13 protein-coding genes are annotated in these 15,764 nt (G+C 72.0%); 8 read left to right on the top strand and 5 right to left on the bottom strand.

Annotated features, from left to right (window positions below; all coding sequences use genetic code 11):
- Positions 1 to 63: 63 nt before the first annotated feature.
- Entirely contained in the window at positions 64 to 2,904 is a 2,841-nt protein-coding gene (locus tag ACFXGX_RS29180; RefSeq protein WP_384796599.1) for a SpoIIE family protein phosphatase, read from the bottom strand.
- 436 nt (positions 2,905 to 3,340) lie between these two features.
- Here ACFXGX_RS29180 and ACFXGX_RS29175 point away from each other — a divergent pair, with 436 nt between their 5' ends.
- The gene (locus ACFXGX_RS29175; protein ID WP_384796596.1) at positions 3,341 to 4,396 is read left to right on the top strand and encodes an AI-2E family transporter; all 1,056 of its coding nucleotides are present in this window, start codon (positions 3,341 to 3,343) and stop codon (positions 4,394 to 4,396) included.
- 53 nt (positions 4,397 to 4,449) lie between these two features.
- Here ACFXGX_RS29175 and ACFXGX_RS29170 read toward each other — a convergent pair whose 3' ends face one another.
- Together ACFXGX_RS29170 and ACFXGX_RS29165 are read right to left on the bottom strand one after the other, a co-directional pair.
- A complete protein-coding gene (locus tag ACFXGX_RS29170; protein ID WP_384796593.1) occupies positions 4,450 to 4,896 on the bottom strand; it encodes an SRPBCC family protein in 447 nt (148 codons plus the stop codon).
- 110 nt (positions 4,897 to 5,006) lie between these two features.
- Positions 5,007 to 5,585: a hypothetical protein gene (locus tag ACFXGX_RS29165; protein WP_384796590.1), complete on the bottom strand. Its 579-nt coding sequence runs from the start codon at positions 5,583 to 5,585 to the stop codon at positions 5,007 to 5,009.
- 96 nt (positions 5,586 to 5,681) lie between these two features.
- On the opposite strand from ACFXGX_RS29165, the gene ACFXGX_RS29160 reads away from it, so the two are divergent.
- The 4 genes from ACFXGX_RS29160 to ACFXGX_RS29145 all read left to right on the top strand — a co-directional run bounded on the left by ACFXGX_RS29160 (position 5,682) and on the right by ACFXGX_RS29145 (position 7,887).
- On the top strand, positions 5,682 to 6,191 hold the full coding sequence (locus ACFXGX_RS29160) for a molybdenum cofactor biosysynthesis protein (RefSeq protein ID WP_384796587.1): 510 nt from the start codon (positions 5,682 to 5,684) through the stop codon (positions 6,189 to 6,191).
- A 243-nt stretch (positions 6,192 to 6,434) separates the two neighbouring features.
- Positions 6,435 to 6,797 carry an ArsR/SmtB family transcription factor gene (locus ACFXGX_RS29155; RefSeq protein WP_384796586.1) on the top strand — a complete coding sequence of 121 codons (363 nt, stop codon included), beginning with the start codon at positions 6,435 to 6,437 and terminating at the stop codon, positions 6,795 to 6,797.
- Positions 6,794 to 7,336: an SRPBCC family protein gene (locus ACFXGX_RS29150; protein ID WP_384796584.1), complete on the top strand. Its 543-nt coding sequence runs from the start codon at positions 6,794 to 6,796 to the stop codon at positions 7,334 to 7,336. The genes ACFXGX_RS29155 and ACFXGX_RS29150 overlap by 4 nt, the downstream gene beginning before the upstream one ends.
- Complete coding sequence (locus ACFXGX_RS29145) at positions 7,333 to 7,887, top strand: TIGR03086 family metal-binding protein (RefSeq protein WP_384796582.1); 555 nt, start codon at positions 7,333 to 7,335, stop codon at positions 7,885 to 7,887. Before ACFXGX_RS29150 ends, ACFXGX_RS29145 begins: the two co-directional genes overlap by 4 nt.
- Before the next feature lie 29 nt (positions 7,888 to 7,916).
- On the opposite strand, the gene ACFXGX_RS29140 is transcribed toward ACFXGX_RS29145, so the two are convergent.
- On the bottom strand, positions 7,917 to 10,148 hold the full coding sequence (locus ACFXGX_RS29140; protein WP_384796580.1) for an FUSC family protein: 2,232 nt from the start codon (positions 10,146 to 10,148) through the stop codon (positions 7,917 to 7,919).
- 467 nt (positions 10,149 to 10,615) lie between these two features.
- On the opposite strand from ACFXGX_RS29140, the gene ACFXGX_RS29135 reads away from it, so the two are divergent.
- A complete protein-coding gene (locus ACFXGX_RS29135; protein ID WP_384796578.1) occupies positions 10,616 to 12,685 on the top strand; it encodes a serine/threonine protein kinase in 2,070 nt (689 codons plus the stop codon).
- A gap of 86 nt (positions 12,686 to 12,771) precedes the next feature.
- Positions 12,772 to 13,854 carry a MerR family transcriptional regulator gene (locus ACFXGX_RS29130; RefSeq protein WP_384796576.1) on the top strand — a complete coding sequence of 361 codons (1,083 nt, stop codon included), beginning with the start codon at positions 12,772 to 12,774 and terminating at the stop codon, positions 13,852 to 13,854.
- A 12-nt stretch (positions 13,855 to 13,866) separates the two neighbouring features.
- Here the strand turns inward: ACFXGX_RS29130 and ACFXGX_RS29125 are convergent, their stop codons facing one another.
- Positions 13,867 to 14,199, bottom strand: coding sequence for a deoxyxylulose-5-phosphate synthase (locus tag ACFXGX_RS29125; protein ID WP_384796574.1), 333 nt, complete (start codon positions 14,197 to 14,199; stop codon positions 13,867 to 13,869).
- Positions 14,200 to 14,619: 420 nt separating this feature from the next.
- Between ACFXGX_RS29125 and ACFXGX_RS29120 the strand changes: the two genes are divergently transcribed.
- The gene (locus tag ACFXGX_RS29120; protein ID WP_384796572.1) at positions 14,620 to 15,549 is read left to right on the top strand and encodes a lamin tail domain-containing protein; all 930 of its coding nucleotides are present in this window, start codon (positions 14,620 to 14,622) and stop codon (positions 15,547 to 15,549) included.
- Positions 15,550 to 15,764 lie beyond the last annotated feature (215 nt).

The following is a 15,764-nucleotide window of genomic DNA, read 5'->3' as shown; positions in this document are numbered from 1 at the left end:
ACAGCCTCCCCGTAGTGCCCCCGTGGCGTGGTCGATACGCTGCCCGCGGGGGCTCTCCGGGCTTTACGGCCGGCTCGAGAAGTCCTGATCCGAATCCTCGCCGGGCGCTTCCGAGGCGTCGGGAAGGGCCTGTTCGGTCCAGATGGCCTTGCCGTCCGGGGTGTAGCGACTGCCCCAGCGCTCGCAGAGGGCGTTGATGAGCTGGAGCCCGCGGCCCCCCTCGTCGGTGTCCGTGGCCCGGCGGATGCGGGGCATCGTCAGACTCGCGTCGGACACCTCGCAGACCAGCGTCCCACTGCACAGGAGGCGAAGGCCGATGGGGCCGCTGGCGTGCCGGATGACATTCCCGACGAGCTCGCTGGCCAGCAGCTCCGTCGTCATGACCAGGTCGTCCAGGTGCCATTGGGCGAGCTGCTCGCGTACATGGCGACGGGCCTCACCCGCGGCCTCCGGGCCCTCCGGCAGCGCCCAGGAGGCCACCTGCCGGTCGGCCACATGGTGCAGGCGCGCGATCAGCAGGGCGGCGTCGTCGGCGGTGGGCCCGCCCGGGAGCAGCCCCTCGGTCACGGAGTCGCACAGGTCCTCCGGATCGGGAGACCCCGCCGCACCTCCGAGCAGACCGGCGAGCTGGGCCATGCCCTGGTCGATGTCCCGCTGCGGTGACTCCACGAGCCCGTCGGTGTAGAGGACCAGAAGGCTCTCCGCGGGCAGTTCCAGTTCCGTCGTCTCGAAGGGAGGGAACGCGGCGCCCAGGGGAGGGTTGACGGCGATCTCGGGGAATTCGGTGCTTCCGTCCGGCCGGACGACGAGCGGCGGCGGGTGACCCGCCCGCACCACGGTGCACGATCCGTCGGTGGAGTCGTACAGCGCGAACAGACAGGTCGCGTACGCGTGGTCGCCGAGGCCGCCCACGATGTCGTTCAGGTGGCCCATGATCTCGTCGGGGGGCAGCTCCAGGGCGGCCAGTGTGTGCAGCGCGGTGCGCAGCCGCCCCATGGTCGCGGCCTCGGACAGACCGTGGCCCATCACGTCCCCGACGACCAGGGCCACCTGGCCCGCGGACAGCGGGATCAGGTCGTACCAGTCCCCGCCCACGTCCAGGCTCTGCCCGGCCGGCAGATAGCGCGCCGCGGCGGTCGCCTCGGGAACCGTGGGCAGCCCCCGGGGCAGCAGTGCCTGCTGGAGTTCCTCGGAGCGGGTGAGCTCGGCCTCGTAGAGCCGTGCCCGTTCCAGCGCGTGCGCCACCAGGGCGCTGATGGCGATGAGGAGCGTGCGTTCCTCCGGCGTGAGGTGCCGTCTGGTGTCGAAGGCGATGACACACACGCCGAAGGTGTGGCCGGAGGCCGTCAGAGGGAGGAAGGCCCAGGCCTCCATGCCGGTGGGCGGCAGGCTCTCGGCGTCGGGGAAGGCCGTGACCCATTCCTCGCGAGACGAGTAGAAACGGGGTCCGCCGGTCAGGATCGCCTCCCCGGCCGGGCCGGCGTCCTCCAGATCCCTGCCGTGTTCCCCGTGCATCCGCCGCAGAAAGGAGTCCGGGTATCCGACGGACCCGATGTGCACCAGCTTCTGGTCCTCGATGACGAGAACGAGCAGGCCCTGGGCGCCGAACGGCGGCAGGACACGCTGGGCGACGGCGGTCACCACGTCCTCGGAGGTGGTCGCCGCCGCGAGCTGCGTGGTCAGTTCCGCCGTCCGGCTCGCGCGCTCGGCCGCGGCGCGGACGGCCGCCGCCTGCTCGGCCTCACGGCGACGGCGGTCGGTGACATCGGTGAAGTACACCGTCAGACCGCCGGGGACGGGGACGATGCGCAGGTCGTAACGGCGCCCGGTGTCGGCCAGCGTGATGTCGAAGGCCGCCGCCGTGGACCGCGCGGCACCGCGGCGGCACGTGTCCTCCAGATCCGGCACATGGCTCAGGGCGGGCAGGTCCCACAGGTCCCGGCCGAGGAGCTGCTCGCCGGACGTACCGAGAATGCGTTCCGCCTCCAGGTTGGCGAAGGTGATCCGCCAGTCGTCGTCCACGGACAGGAAGGCGTCGCTCATGTGCTGCAGGGCACGGCTGAGCGCGTCGCGGGTCGAGCGTGCCTCGTCGCTCGCCCAGCCCTTGCCGACGATGCGCGCGACCTGGCCCTCGTCGTCGAGCACGACATGACCGGAGGCGCGTGTCCAGGTGTAGCCACCGTCGTTGCGCCGGACCCGGTACTCGGCCTCGAACGGCGCGTGCGTGCGGATGGTGCGTTCGGCGGCGGCCAGGGTGCTCGCGAGGTCGTCGGGGTGGACCACCTTCATCCAGGTCTCGACACCGGGCACGAACTGTCCCGGATCGGTCTGGTAGACCTTCATGGCCACTTGATCCCACTGCAGCTCGCCGGTGCGTACGTCCCACTCCCACGAGCCGACCGGAGTGGCGTCGAGGTCGGTACGCATGCGCTCCGGCGCCGGCATCTTCTGCAGCCGGTTCATGGTCCAGTCGGCCACCGCGCCGAGGAACGCCCGCTGATCGGGTGTGGGCTCCTCGTTGTCACCGGTGAGACAGGTGATCGCGCCGATGGCACGGCCCTCGTGGACCAGGGGCACGGCGAACCAGCCGGACCGTGAGAGCAGCGGCGCGGTGGGTTCCTCCACGTCGGACGGGAGCGCGGCCACCCATACGTGCTCACCGGAGCGCACGGCGCGGGCGGTGGCCGTGGGTCCGTCCTGGTCGACGATCTCCCAGGCGCGGGTGACCGACGACGGCAGTCCGGTGGAGGAAACCAGACGCAGGGCCGACATCGGGCCCCGCAGGTAGACGGCCCCGCCGACGCAGCCCAGCTCCGCGATGGAGTGCTGAAGGGCGAGCCGGAAGACCTCGCTTTCCGTGATGCCGTCGTCAGCGGTCTCGAGTAGGTCCAGCCGCCTGATCACAGACCCAATATAGGGGCGAATGCCGCAAATGACATTAAAGGGGTGATGCGTCGGCGGGAGAGCCCCGGGCCGGAGACGGCGACCGCCGGGGACCGTGTGTCTCCCGGGTTGCGGGGTGGGGTGCGCGACTCCACGCTGGCGAGGACGCCCGCGTGATCGACGGCCCGGGGTCGCCCGCGTCCCGAGGCCGCGCGGCGGTCCCCGCCCGGCTGCGCGGGGCGGGCGGGCACGACGACGGGAGGACGGTGGCACACAGGTGAACGCCGGATCGCGTCGTCCCCACCGGCGGCCGGGCGAGCCCGGCGCGGGTCGCGGCGGGCGCCGGACGCGTCACGCCTTCGGGAATCGTTCCTCCCGTGGCGTCCGGACGGTCACGCGGGCCCGTACGGCCGCCGCGGACGGGCGGTACGGCACCGGAGACCACCAGGGCGCCTTGGTGCATCGCGGGCTGCGGGTGGCCGCGGCCTACGCGTGGCGGCTGATCGTCGTCGGCGTGGTCGGCTACACGGTCTTCGTCCTCCTGGGCAGGCTGCAACTGGTCGCCGTGGCCCTGTTCCTCGCGCTCGTCGTGACGGCCGTCCTGCGTCCCCTCGCGGACCTGCTGGCGCGGCGCCTGCCGAGGACCGTGGCGGTGATCATCAGCATCCTGGGAAGCATCGTGCTGGTGCTCGGCGTGATGGCGCTGGTCGGCGGTGTCGTGGCGAGCGAGTCCGGCGACCTGGGCCACGAGTTCGCCGGGGGACTGGGCCGGATCGAACGATGGCTGGAGGGCTCACCCTTCCATCTGAGTCACGCGGTGCTGTCGAACCTCCAGGGCAAGGTGGCCACGTTCGTCTCCGAACACCGTTCCGTGGTGATCAGCAGCGCCCTCAGCGGCGCCGGCCGCGCGGTGGAGTTCGTCACCGGCCTGGTGCTGGGGCTGTTCTGCTCGCTCTTCTTCATCCGCTCCGGGGACAGGTACTGGCGCTGGTTCCAGGAGCTGATGCCGGAGAGCGTGCGGGACCCGTGGGACCGCGGCGGCCGGGCGGCCTGGCGGACGTTCGCCGGCTACACACGCGGCATCATCATCGTGGCGGCCACCAACGCCGTACTCGTCGGCATCGCCCTCACCGTCCTGGGCGTCCCGCTGGCGCTGCCGCTCACGCTCCTGGAGTTCTTCGCCGCGTTCATCCCCCTGGTGGGCTCGCCCGTCGCGCTCGGCGTGGCCACGGTCGTCGCGCTGGCCAGCAAGGGGCCGGTCGTCGCGATCATCGTGCTCGCCCTGATCGTCGTGATCGGCCAGATCGAGGGTCACGTCCTGCACCCGCTGGTCATGAGCTGGGCGGTCCGGCTGCATCCCGTGGTCGTGGCCGTCTCCGTCATCGCGGGGAGCATCCTGGCCGGTGTGACCGGGGCCGTCGTGGCGGTACCGATGGTGTCGGTCGCATGGTCCGTGATCACCGAACTGCGGGCGCGCCCCGAGCCGGAACCCCCGGGGCGCGCGCCGCGGTGACGGCGTGACGCTGGATCCGCCGGGTGCCGGGGGGCTCCCTGGATCCGCCGGGGTCAGGAGGCCTCGACGGCCGCCTTGATCCGCCGGCCGAAGGCGTCCGCGTCCTTGCGGGCCGCGCTCAGCGCGAAGCCCACCAGGAGCTTGCCGATGCCGTGCCCTTCCAGGACGTTGAAGATCCGCACCCGGGTGGTCCCGGCGCCGGTGGACTCGAAGTCGTAGCCGCCCTCCGCCGCCATGACGGTGTTCTTCGAGATCTCCGCCCAGCGGATCCGGCGGGACGGCTCGAACTCCGTGATCCGGAACTTCCGGCCCGTCTTCATGCCGGCGTCCTTGACCGTGCTGGTGAAGACGGTGCCGACGGCCGTCGGGCCCTCCGGAGTCTTCGTGATCGTCTGCACCCGCGGGCTGAAGTCTGGGTCGTTCGTGCCGGCGGCGAGGTAGGCGAAGACCTCCTCGACGGGGCGGTTGATCTCGGTTGTCGCCTCGAACTGACCGGACACGGTTCCTCCTGTGCTGCGATCACGGACCGCCCGCTGAGGGCGCGCGGAACTTTGCCGCGCCCGGTCAGCCTAGGGGCCGGAAGCGGAGCAGGCGCGGCGCGTGGGAATCTTCAGTGGTCGAAGACGTCGGTCAGGCGCACGGTGTAGCCGTCCTCTTCCATGAGGACGACGGTGACGCCGAAAGGGTTGGGATGGTCCAGCTCCATCGGGGTGAACGCGTACTCCACGGCCGCCTTGACCGGGGGTGGCAGTTCGCCGTCCGGTCGCGGCGCGGGGGCCTGAACCCAGTCGAGCGCGGTCGCGTCCTCCTCCGCGGTACCGGCGGACGAGGACGAGGACTCCTCCGTGTAGGGGAACTGGTGCAGCACATGCCCGTCCGGGGTGGCGCGGACCATGTTCAGACACGGGGAGGGGCCGACGACGGGCAGCTCACAGGCCATGGCGACCTCCTGGGTCTCCCAGGCCAGGACGACCTCGTCCGCTCCGGCCGCCGCGGCGATGTTCGACAGCGCCGCGATGCCGGTGAGCGCGTCGGCGCCGGGCTCGGTCGGGCGCACCCAGACCAGCCCGACCAGCTCGCCCCGCACGAGCGGCATGATCACCGGCCGAGGCACCGCACCCTCGCGCACCCCCTTGACGTAGGTGCTTTTCATCGAGCTGACCAGCGTGTCCCACGTTCGCGTGTCCACGGAAGCCCCTTTGCCGCTGTCGTCTTCGATCACCGCCGACCCTGTCACGCGCGCTGTCCCCGTGTCAGGCGGACGTCGTCCCCTACGCTCGATGAGATGGGGCGTGTGGAAATCCTTCAGCTACTGGTCTCGCCCGTGCACCGGTTCGAGGGCCGCCCGGGCGACGGAGTGCCGCCGCTGCCCGACGCGGACCTGGTGACGACCGCAGAGGTGCGCGCCGGACTCGGGATCGTCGGAGACCGCTACTTCAACCATCCGGCCCATCGCAACGCGTCGGTCACCCTCATGGCCGCCGAACGCTTTCCGCCGGGACGGGCCACGGAGGCGGACCTCGGACTGACCCGGCGCAACGTTCTGCTCCGCGGGGTGGACATCGACTCCCTGGTCGGCGCGACGATCTCCCTGGACTGCGGCACCGGCCCCGTGGTCCTCGCCGTACGCAGTGCCGCCAGGCCCTGCGCCTGGATGGACGCCACGCTCGGTCCCGGCGCACGACGGGCGCTGCGCGACGGCGGCGGGATCCGCTGCCGCCCGCTGACCGACGGCATGCTCGCGGTCGGGCCCGCCGAGTTCGCGGTCCTGGAGCCGGTACCCGCGAAGGACTGACATCCGGGTGAAGCGCGATCGGTGACGGTCGCGAGGAGCGGACCGGCACGCCGTACTCAGCACGCCGTACTCAGCACGCCGTACTCAGCACGCCGTACCCAGCACGCCGTACCCAGCACGCCGTACGCAGCACTCCTTACTCGGCACGCCCTACTCGGCCGGCTTACTCAACCAGTTGGTTGACTAAGCCGTCGGCCCGGCGTACGGTTATTCAACCGACTGGTTGATTACGTGAGGTGAGAGGTGCCCGACGACCGGCTGTCCCGGGTGTTCTCGGCCCTGGCCGACCCGACGCGGCGCGACATCGTGGCCAGGCTGGCCACGGCGGACGCCACGGTCAACGAACTGGCCGAGCCGTACGACGTGACGGTGCAGGCCGTGTCCAAGCACATCAGAGTGCTGGAGGACGCCGGTCTGGTCAGCCGCAGCAGGGACGCCCAGCGTCGGCCCTGCCATCTCGAAGGCGAGGTCCTCGACCTGATGACGCAATGGATCGAACGCTACCGCCGCGAGGCGGAGGACCGTTTCCGCCGGCTCGACGCCGTCCTCGGACAGATGGCGGACCAGCCAGGAGAAGACACCTCGGGGAAGAAGGCGGCATCGTGAGCACCGCGCACCGCGGCGACCGGCGCGAGACCCGGATCGAGGCCGACCCGGTGCTGCCCACCATCCTCATCACCCGCGAGTTCGACGCACCTCCGGAGCGTGTGTTCAGGGCGTACACCGACCCCGATCTCGTCGTGCGGTGGCTCGGCCCGCGCCGGCTGACCATGCGCATCGACGTGTACGAGGCGCGCACCGGTGGCTCGTACCGCTATGTGCACCGCGAGGACGACGGAACGGAGTACGGCTTCCGCGGGGTGTTCCACGAGGTGCGCCGCGACGAGCGCATCGTGCAGACCTTCGCCTACGACGGCTTCCCGGACGGCGTCAGCCTGGAGACCACCCTCTTCGAGGACCTCGGCGGCCGGACCCGGGTCACCACCACCTCGCTCATGGCGTCCGTCGACGCCCGCGACGCGATGATCAGAAGCGGCATGCGACGCGGTGTGACCGAGGGCCATGAGCGCCTCGACGAACTGCTCGGCGGCAGCCCGAGCGGAAACCCCGGATCACGAACCGAGACGGAAGGCCTCAGATCATGACAAGCGCAGCCGACGAGCACCGCACCATCGCCGGGGAGTTCACGGAACGGGTGCGCGGAGTGCGCCCCGAGGCCTGGGACCACCCCGCGCCGGTCGAGGGGTGGGTCGCCCGCGATGTGGTGCGCCACCTGGTCGAGTGGTTCCCCGATTTCCTGAAGTCGGGCGCCGGGGTCGAACTGCCGAAGGGACCCTCCGTGGACGACGACCCGGTGAAGGCCTGGACGGTGCACAGCGACGGGGTGCAGGCACTGCTCGACGATCCGGCGACGGCGCACAAGGTCCTGTCGAACCCGCACATCGGGGAGGTCCCGCTGGACCAGGCGGTCGACCGCTTCTACACCGCCGACGTCTTCATGCACACCTGGGACCTGGCACGGGCCAGCGGTCAGGACGAACGCCTCGACCCCGCCATGTGCGCCCGGTTGCTCGACGGCATGCTGCCGCTGGACGAGGTGCTGCGACAGAGCGGGCAGTACGGGCCGCGGGTGGAGGTCCCGGAGAGCGCCGACGTACAGACGCGGCTGCTCGGGTTCATCGGACGCACCCCCTGAGGAACCCTCCTCCCGGCGGTCCGGCTCTGTCACCCTCCCTTGCCCGCCGTGGCGTCGCGGCCGCCTGCCGGTCGTGTTCCGTCACCACGGACCGCGGGCGGCGGCCCGTCCGGACCGCTCCCGCCGATCGCCGTCAGCTCCGCCGCGAGGGTCCGCAGCCAGGTGTCGACGTCGACCAGTTCGGGCAGTACGGGAGCCGGGGCGGCGGAGACGACCTCGTGCGGAAGGGGTACCGGTGACGCCCGGACGCCATCGGGCGGGAAGGCCGCCGCGCTGTCCATCGCGGCGGCCAGTCGCCCGGCCGACTCGTTCGCCCACCGGACCGCTTCGGGCGGCGCCGGACCGTACGCCAGCCGGGGCAGCCAATGCGATCCGATCACCGCGTGGGAGACGCAGCTGAGCGCCAGATGCCAGTCCGGTCCGCTGTCGACAGGGTCCCTGCCGCCCTCCGTCCGGTACTGCGCGTAGGCCCCCTCGGCGATACGGAGCCGGTGCCGGGTCAGCCGTAGAGCCTCCTCGGCGGCACGGCGCCGGGAAGGCGGATCGCCGGCGGAGCCGGACGCCCCGGATACGCCGGACGCCCCGGACGCGCGGACCACGGCGGACACGGTGGCCTGCACCAAGGGCCCCGCGGAACGCAGCACGTCGGCCACACCGCGCCGCACCTCGGCGTGGGCTCCGGCGGGCCAGGCGAGCACGCCGCACACCAGTCCGATCGTGCAGCCCGCGAGGACATCGAGCAGCCGTGTCTCCGCCAGCCGCCAGTCGGCCGTGGCGAGCTGGCTGAAGACGGCGGACACGACCAGGGTGAACAGGCCCTGCGCCCAGGCCGGTCCCGCGATCGGTCCCACCGAGAACGCCACGAACATGGCCGGCACCAGCACGGCGGCGTACACCTCGACATGGCCGCCGGCCTCGAAGATCAGCACCCCGGCGGCCAGCGCGCCCACCAGCGTGCCGACCGCCGCCGAGCGCACCGTGGACCAGGTCGCTCCCGCGGTGGTGCGCCCGAGCGTCAGCACGGCCAGCAGCACCCAGAAACCGTGCGAAAGGTCCAGCGCCCCGGCCACGAGCCGGGCCGCGCCGAGGCCCACGGCGGTGCGTACGGCGTTCTGGAACAGGACCGACCGCAGGGTGAGGTTGCCGGTCAGACGCAGTACCAGGAGCCGTGTCGTGGAGGGCCTCGCGTACCAGAACTGTTCGGGCGGCAGCCCCGCCGAGTCGCGGCGCCCGCCGATCGCCACGGCCACCGCCGCCTGCGCGGTCAGGGCGGAGTCCGCCGCGACCAGCAGGCCGGAGCGGAATTCCAGCAGCCGCTGCGGGGCTTTGGCGTCGCCGGCGAGCCCGGTACCGGACGGATGTCCGCGGACGGCGACGAAGTCGGCGACCATCTCCTCCAGGGACTCGGGCGCCGGCACGGCGCGTGCGCCCCGCAGAGCGCCCGCCGTCGCGGCGCAGCCGTCCGCGACACCGCGCAGCAACGCATCGGAGGGCGGATCGGCGGCTGTCGCGGAGTCCGGCCGCTCGGCCATCCGGGCGAGCTGGTTCAGTACCCGCCGTGTCGCGGATCCGGCCTGCGCGAGTCCGCGGTCGGTGCGGCCCGCCCCCGTCGGACGCGAGGCCGGTGGCGCCTGTGACAGACGCAGCCCGAGCCCTTCCTCGCGCAGGCGCCGGGCCCGCTCGGGAGCGTGCCGGTGCCCCTGGGCGAACGCGAGCGCCGAAGCGGACGCGAGATCCAGGGCGGCGGCGATCCGCGCGCGGTACGGCTGAACGGACGGGGCGGGCAGGAGCAGCAGTTCGCACAGGACCAGCAGGACGACACCGGCCAGCAGGCCGCCGAGGCGCTGGGGCAGGGTGTCCGGCTCGTACGGCGGGAAGCACGCCAGTACGTAGAAGAGCAGCAGTCCCGGGACCACACCCGCCGCGGCGGGTCCGTACGCGGAGATGAAGGAGATGGCGAAGCCGATCACCAGCATCCCCGCGACGGCGGACGCGGTCGTCACGGCGAGAGCGGTGCCGAGGGCCGTCAGCGCCACGGCCGCCGGCAGCGCGAACAGGATGGTCCGCGCCCGGTCCCGGCCGCCGCCCGGGATCGGGGAGAGGACGCCGAGCGCGATCGGCGCGAAGAGGGCGTAGACGGCGACGACCGGTTGGTCCAGTAGGTAGAGCGCCGAGTAGAAGCCCGCTGCGGTCGCGACCGTGACCCGCGCGGACTGCCGCGCGGCCCGTACGCGACCGGAGGAGAGGGGCCGCTTCGGCATGGACGTTCCTTCCCCGGCGCCTCCCCGGGCCCGTCCCCGCCGTACGCCCATTGTCGACCGGGACGGGATCGGGGGCACGTCCGGGCCACGCCTCCGCTCCGACCTGTGCCCGGCTCCCTTGGGCCGGACGGTTCCACCGTGCCCGCCGGCCGGCTCCGGAGACCAGTTCACCTTCAACAGGGCTTTCTGGTAAGCCAGTTGAACGGATCGAGGTCGGGAGAAGGTCTGCTGGGGGCCGCGTCCGCGACACGGTCCGCAAGCGTCTCGTCACCCGGCACGTGACAGTCCGCCGTCTGATCAGGGGTTTCTCTACCCAGGATGCGGGGGAGCGCATAACATCCGGACGGGAAGTCACCCAGACGGCATGTCGGGGCAACCTGCTGGGACCCGGGACCGCCCCCGAGCACCCGTCACCTCTTCGCCTCTTCACCTGCTCGACCGTTCAGTCCCGCACGAAGGAACCATCAGTGAGCGAATCCGGATCCTCCGGAAGAGTCCAGCCGGCTCAGGCCGGCGATCCCTCCCGAATAGGTCCGTACCGGATCGTCGGTCGTCTCGGCGCCGGAGGCATGGGTACCGTCCATGCCGGAGTAGCCTCCGACGGAACGCGCGTGGCGGTGAAGGTGATTCACCCCTCGCAGGCCCAAGACCCGCATTTCAGGGCCCGTTTCCGGCGCGAAGTGGAAATGTCCTCCCGTGTCACCGGCCCCTATCTGGTCCCGCTGCTCTCCTCCGACGCGAACGCCGCCACCCCGTGGCTCGCCACCGAATACGTCGCCGGGCCGACACTGAACCAGCAGGTGTTCGCCCAAGGACGGGTCACCGGACCCAGTCTGTACGCCTTCGCGGCCGCCACCGCGCAGGCGTTGGCCGCCGTCCACGAGGCCGGCGTGGTGCACCGCGACGTGAAACCGCAGAACGTCATCCTCACGCCCTCCGGACCCCGCGTCCTGGACTTCGGCATCGCGCACGCCGACGACGACACCCGGGCCACCCGTCCGGGAGCCACGACCGGCACCCCGGGCTGGATCAGCCCCGAGCAGTACCGGACGGGAGACGCGGGGCCCGAGAGCGACGTGTTCGCCTGGGGCGCGCTCGTGGCGTACGCGGCCACCGGCAAGTCACCTTTCGGGACGGGCGCGTCCGACGCGGTCGCGTTCCGCGTGACGTCGGGCGAACCCGATCTGGACGGCGTCCCCCTGCCCCTGCGCGAGATCGTGCGCGGGGCACTGGCCAAGCAGCCGGGGGACCGTCCCCAGGCCGCCGACGCCGCGGAGGAGTGCTTCGAGCTCCTGGCCGCGCAGCTCATCCAGGCGATGCGCGCCGACACGTTGTTCACGCGGGCGGAGGACATGATCACCGCGGTCTGGGACATGCCTCCCGTGAACGATCCGGCGTGGCCGCGGCCCGCGAAGCGTGGACGCAAGCCGTGGGCGGGCATGCTCGTCGTCGCGGCGGCGGTCATCGGGGGTATCGCGGGCGGAGTGGTGGCCCTCATGCCCGGCAAGCCCGAGGGCGACCGTCACGGAACCTCGAACACCGCCTCCGTTCCCGCTTCCTCCGGTCCCGTCGCCTCCACCCCCGCTTCCTCCGCTCCCATTTCCTCTCCGGCCGCGATCCCGCAGCCGTCCGGAACGACCCTGGGCACGGACGCGAAGACGAGGGCCAGTACGGCGGAACGGCGGGAGCAGTCCACGAGCGGCCGCCCGGCGAGTGTGGAGAGCTGGGCCGAAGCGCGGCCGGCGCGCGGCGAGGGCGAGCACGACGTGGCCCGTGCCGTCCTGCGCGACCAGGGAGTTCTCGTCCAGCGACTCGGCGACGCCATCGACCTCGCCCCGAGAACCGTGAGGTTCCACGCCTCGCGCGGGGAGGTCTACCTCTCGTACCGGCTCACCTCCGACGAACCGGGAACGATGTACGCGGAGACGGAGGTCGCCGGTCTGATGTGCCGGACGCTGCGCAACGTCGTGCGGGGGCTGCACCCGGATCTGCCGTACCACGCCTTCGTCATGGTGAAGGAAGCGCCGGGCCGCGACCCGCTGGTGACCTGGGACGACGACTTCCTCGCCGACGCGCGCTGCATGTCGGCCGACGACGACACCCTGAGCCGTGCCGGTGTCGGCCCGGTGTGGGAGCCGGACGAACAGGGCCTCGGCCAGGCCATGATTCCCAGTACCGACAGCGCCGAGATCGGAGTCGCGGACCGCGCCACCCGGAGGCTCATCGAGCGGACCAACGGCATGCGGACGGCGCTCGGCACGGATCGCGCGCTCGGCAACGCGGACCTCAAGATGGGCTTCGACCCGGGACACTCGGCCCTGTACGTATGGTCGGACTACGGGGCGTGGAACCAGCGGCAGGCCGCGGCCTGGGCAGACATGGCGGCGGGCGAGGCGTGCCGGGCTCTGGTACGGCAGCGGGGCAGCGCGGGCGACGCGTGGCCGTACTCCCGTTACGCCGTGGCCGAGCGGGACCGCTCCGGATATCTGATGATCCGTTGGGGTACGGTGGGAATTCTGGCCGACTGTCCGGCCTGACGCGGGGCGGGTCGAGTCGCCCGAGCGGGACCGGGGTTGACCCTCGACATGGTCGAGGTCGCAGGGTTCCGGGTGTGGAGAGCGAGATGCGCAGCATTGGCGAGATGGCCCGGGACAGCGGACTGAGTGTCAGCGCCCTGCGGTTCTACGACCGTGGCGGTGTGCTGGTCCCCGCCTGGGTGGACCCGGTGAGCGGCTACCGCTGGTACGGCCCGGAGCAACTGGAGGAGGCACGGCTGCTGGCCCGGTTGCGCCGGGCCGCCATGCCGCTCGCGGACATCCGTCTGGTGCTCGCGGGCTGGTCCGGCGCGGACACCGACCTCGTACGCACGCTCCTTCAGGCACATCTGCGCCGCCTCGAGGCGGGGCTGTCCGATGCCCGCGACGAGTTCTCCACGCTCCGAGCACTACTCGACAGCAGGGAGAAACCCATGACATCGCCCCGCACCACCGTCGTCGGTCTGTCCGTTTCCGCTCCGGAGCTCGCCGGCGCGCTCGACGCGGTCCGCTTCGCCGCCGGCCGGGACCCGGAACTGCCCGCGCTCGCCGGTGTCCTGTTCGACATCGAGGGCGAGACGCTCGACGTCGTGGCGACGGACCGCTACCGGATGGCCGTCGCGCGGGCGGCCACCGGCGGGCACGCCGGCACGCGCGTGCAGGTCGTCGTTCCGAGCCCGCTGGTGGACGCGATGCGGGCCCTGTTGAGCGGCGAGGAGCCGGTGCGGCTCACCGTCGACGGTGACCGCGTGACGCTGGAGAGCGGAGACGGACAGACGGCCGGCCGCTGCCTCGACCACGACTTCCCCGACTATCGCCGTCTCGTCCAGGCGCCGGCCGGCCGCAGGGCCCTGGTCGTCGCCGGGTCCTTCCGGGAGGCGGTGGAGACCGGTCCCGTCACCGCGAGCGACGTGAGCGGGCCGGGCGGGACGGCCGCCGACCTCACCCTGCTGAAGGTGACGGGCGACGGAACGGTGACCATCGGCGACGACCGGTGGAGCGACCAGAACCAGGTCGCCGTCAACCGTGAGTACCTGCTGCACGCGCTCGCCGCCGGGGCCCGCGACGAGCTGAACCTGGAGATCGGCGCCCCCACCGCGCCCATCGCGATCCGACGGCCCGACGACGAGCACACGTTCTCCCTGCTGATGCCGGTCCGCCTGGAGGACTGAGCAGACGTCCCGTCAGGGAACGTCGGGACGTGCGAGCGACCTGGCGAAGGACTCCCCGGTACATCGCGCGTACGCCATCCGCTCACGGACTTCGCGCAGCGTCCGGGGGCGGTAACCGGGCCCGCCGCAGCAGGACTTGTGGAAGCCCACACCCGCGTGGAGCAGGACGGAGAGTGTCCTCCAGGCCGCGGTGTCCCGGCGCTTGGGCGCGGCGAAGGCCGACCCCACGTGGATCAGCGCCCCGGCGCACCGGGGACAGATCCGCCGGGGCCGGTTCCCGTCGTACGGCTGCTTGTACGACGCCCGGCAGGGCAGGCACACGTACGACGTCTTGGCGTGAGGCATGTCCACAGGCTAGGCAGCGCACACTCCGCCCCGCCACGGCTTTTGCCACCGGTGCGACACGCCGGTCTCTGCCCGCCTCGGGCGGAAGGGTGTTACTCACTTTCGGGTGACGCGCGGGTGACGTGTGCTGACGATCGACATGGCCCGATACGCCCTAGATGTTGTGCGCGTAAGGGAGTTGAGAACAGCGACCCATCATTTTTCAGCTTTCCGTAGTTAAAGGCCATATACAGACGCCTGTAACTGATATGTCCGTAATTGGTAACAGCGGTCGGGTGTCGGCCGTCTTGGGCGGGGATGTGCAGCAGGTTATGAGTCCTCGGCCACCGGGCCGGGACTCGCACAGGGTCGCACCGTGCGGGTTCCCCGAAAGGGGCGCCCGCACGGGGTGTGCCGGCTCTCGAACCTTGAGGAGCATTCATGTCCGTTTCCACGTCTGTCACTGCTCGGCGCGTGGCGGCCGCGGCCATCGCGGCCGGCGCTCTGGTCGGCTCGGCCTCCGTGTCGGCCTCGGCGGCCGCCCTGCCGCACGCCGACCGCACGCACGTCGCCATCAGCAGGGTCCAGAGCGACGCGCCGGGCTTTGACGACCGCTCCGCTCGTTCTCTGAACGCGGAGTGGGTGGAAATCACCAACGCGGGGCGCCACGGGATCAACCTGGACGGCTGGACGCTGTCGGACCGTGACGGCAACCGCTACACGTTCGACGACTACCGTCTGGCCGGCCGTGCCACCGTCCGCGTTCACACCGGCTACGGCCGTGACACCAGCCGCGACCTCTACCAGGACCGCCGCAACGAGGTCTGGGACAACCGCTCCGACACGGCCACGCTGCGTACCGAGCGCGGCCGCTTCATCGACAGCGTCTCCTGGAGCCGGCACTACGACCGTGACGACAACCGCGGGCACTGGGACGACCGTGGCCACGGCCGTCACGACCACCGGGGCCATGGGGACGACCGCGGCCACGGCCGTGACGACCACCGCGGCCACGGTGACCACCGGGGTCACGGCGACGACCGAGGTCACGGCGACGACCGTGGTCACGGTGACCACCGGGGTCACGGCGACGACCGTGGTCACGGGCGTGACGACCACCGGGGTCACGGGGACGACCGCGGCCACGGCCGTGACGACCACCGGGGTCACGGCGACCACCGCGGACCCTTCCAGGGCCAGGGCCAGGGCCAGCAGGGACCGCGCCAGGGCCAGGGCCAGGGTCAGGGCCAGGGTCAGGGTCAGGGTCAGGGTCAGGGCCAGGGTCAGGGTCAGGGTCAGGGTCAGGGTCAGGGCCAGGGTCAGGGCCAGGGTCAGGGCCAGCACGGACCGCGCCAGGGTCAGGGTCACTGACCGGCGGCCCCTTGCTCACCCGCTCGGGATGTACGTGGGTGGCATCCCGAGCGGCATGTGGGGATGATTGGTTGTAGTTCCGGGCCCGCCCGGACCCGATGACGTTGCGAAACCGCAGGACGGCATCGCCGCGGGGGGGGCGCGCGCCGCGGGGGCGGGGCGGCCCCGAGGGGGGCGCGGGGGGGGGGCCCGCCCCGCACCCCCCCCGGCCCGCC

Source organism: Streptomyces sp. NPDC059371, from assembly GCF_042751995.1.
Taxonomy (GTDB): Bacteria; Actinomycetota; Actinomycetes; order Streptomycetales; family Streptomycetaceae; genus Streptomyces.
The sequence above is the reverse complement of the archived record's forward strand: the minus strand, read 5'-3'. Positions and strand labels throughout refer to the sequence as shown.

Bases quoted from the DNA above. Each gene is read 5' to 3' on its own strand.
- ACFXGX_RS29160 (WP_384796587.1), top strand. From the start codon at position 5,682: ATGGGGCGTGTGGAAATCCTTCAGCTACTGGTCTCGCCCGTGCACCGG.
- ACFXGX_RS29145 (WP_384796582.1), top strand. From the start codon at position 7,333: ATGACAAGCGCAGCCGACGAGCACCGCACCATCGCCGGGGAGTTCACG.
- ACFXGX_RS29140 (WP_384796580.1), bottom strand. From the start codon at position 10,148: ATGCCGAAGCGGCCCCTCTCCTCCGGTCGCGTACGGGCCGCGCGGCAG.
- ACFXGX_RS29130 (WP_384796576.1), top strand. From the start codon at position 12,772: ATGCGCAGCATTGGCGAGATGGCCCGGGACAGCGGACTGAGTGTCAGC.
- ACFXGX_RS29125 (WP_384796574.1), bottom strand. From the start codon at position 14,199: ATGCCTCACGCCAAGACGTCGTACGTGTGCCTGCCCTGCCGGGCGTCG.
- ACFXGX_RS29120 (WP_384796572.1), top strand. From the start codon at position 14,620: ATGTCCGTTTCCACGTCTGTCACTGCTCGGCGCGTGGCGGCCGCGGCC.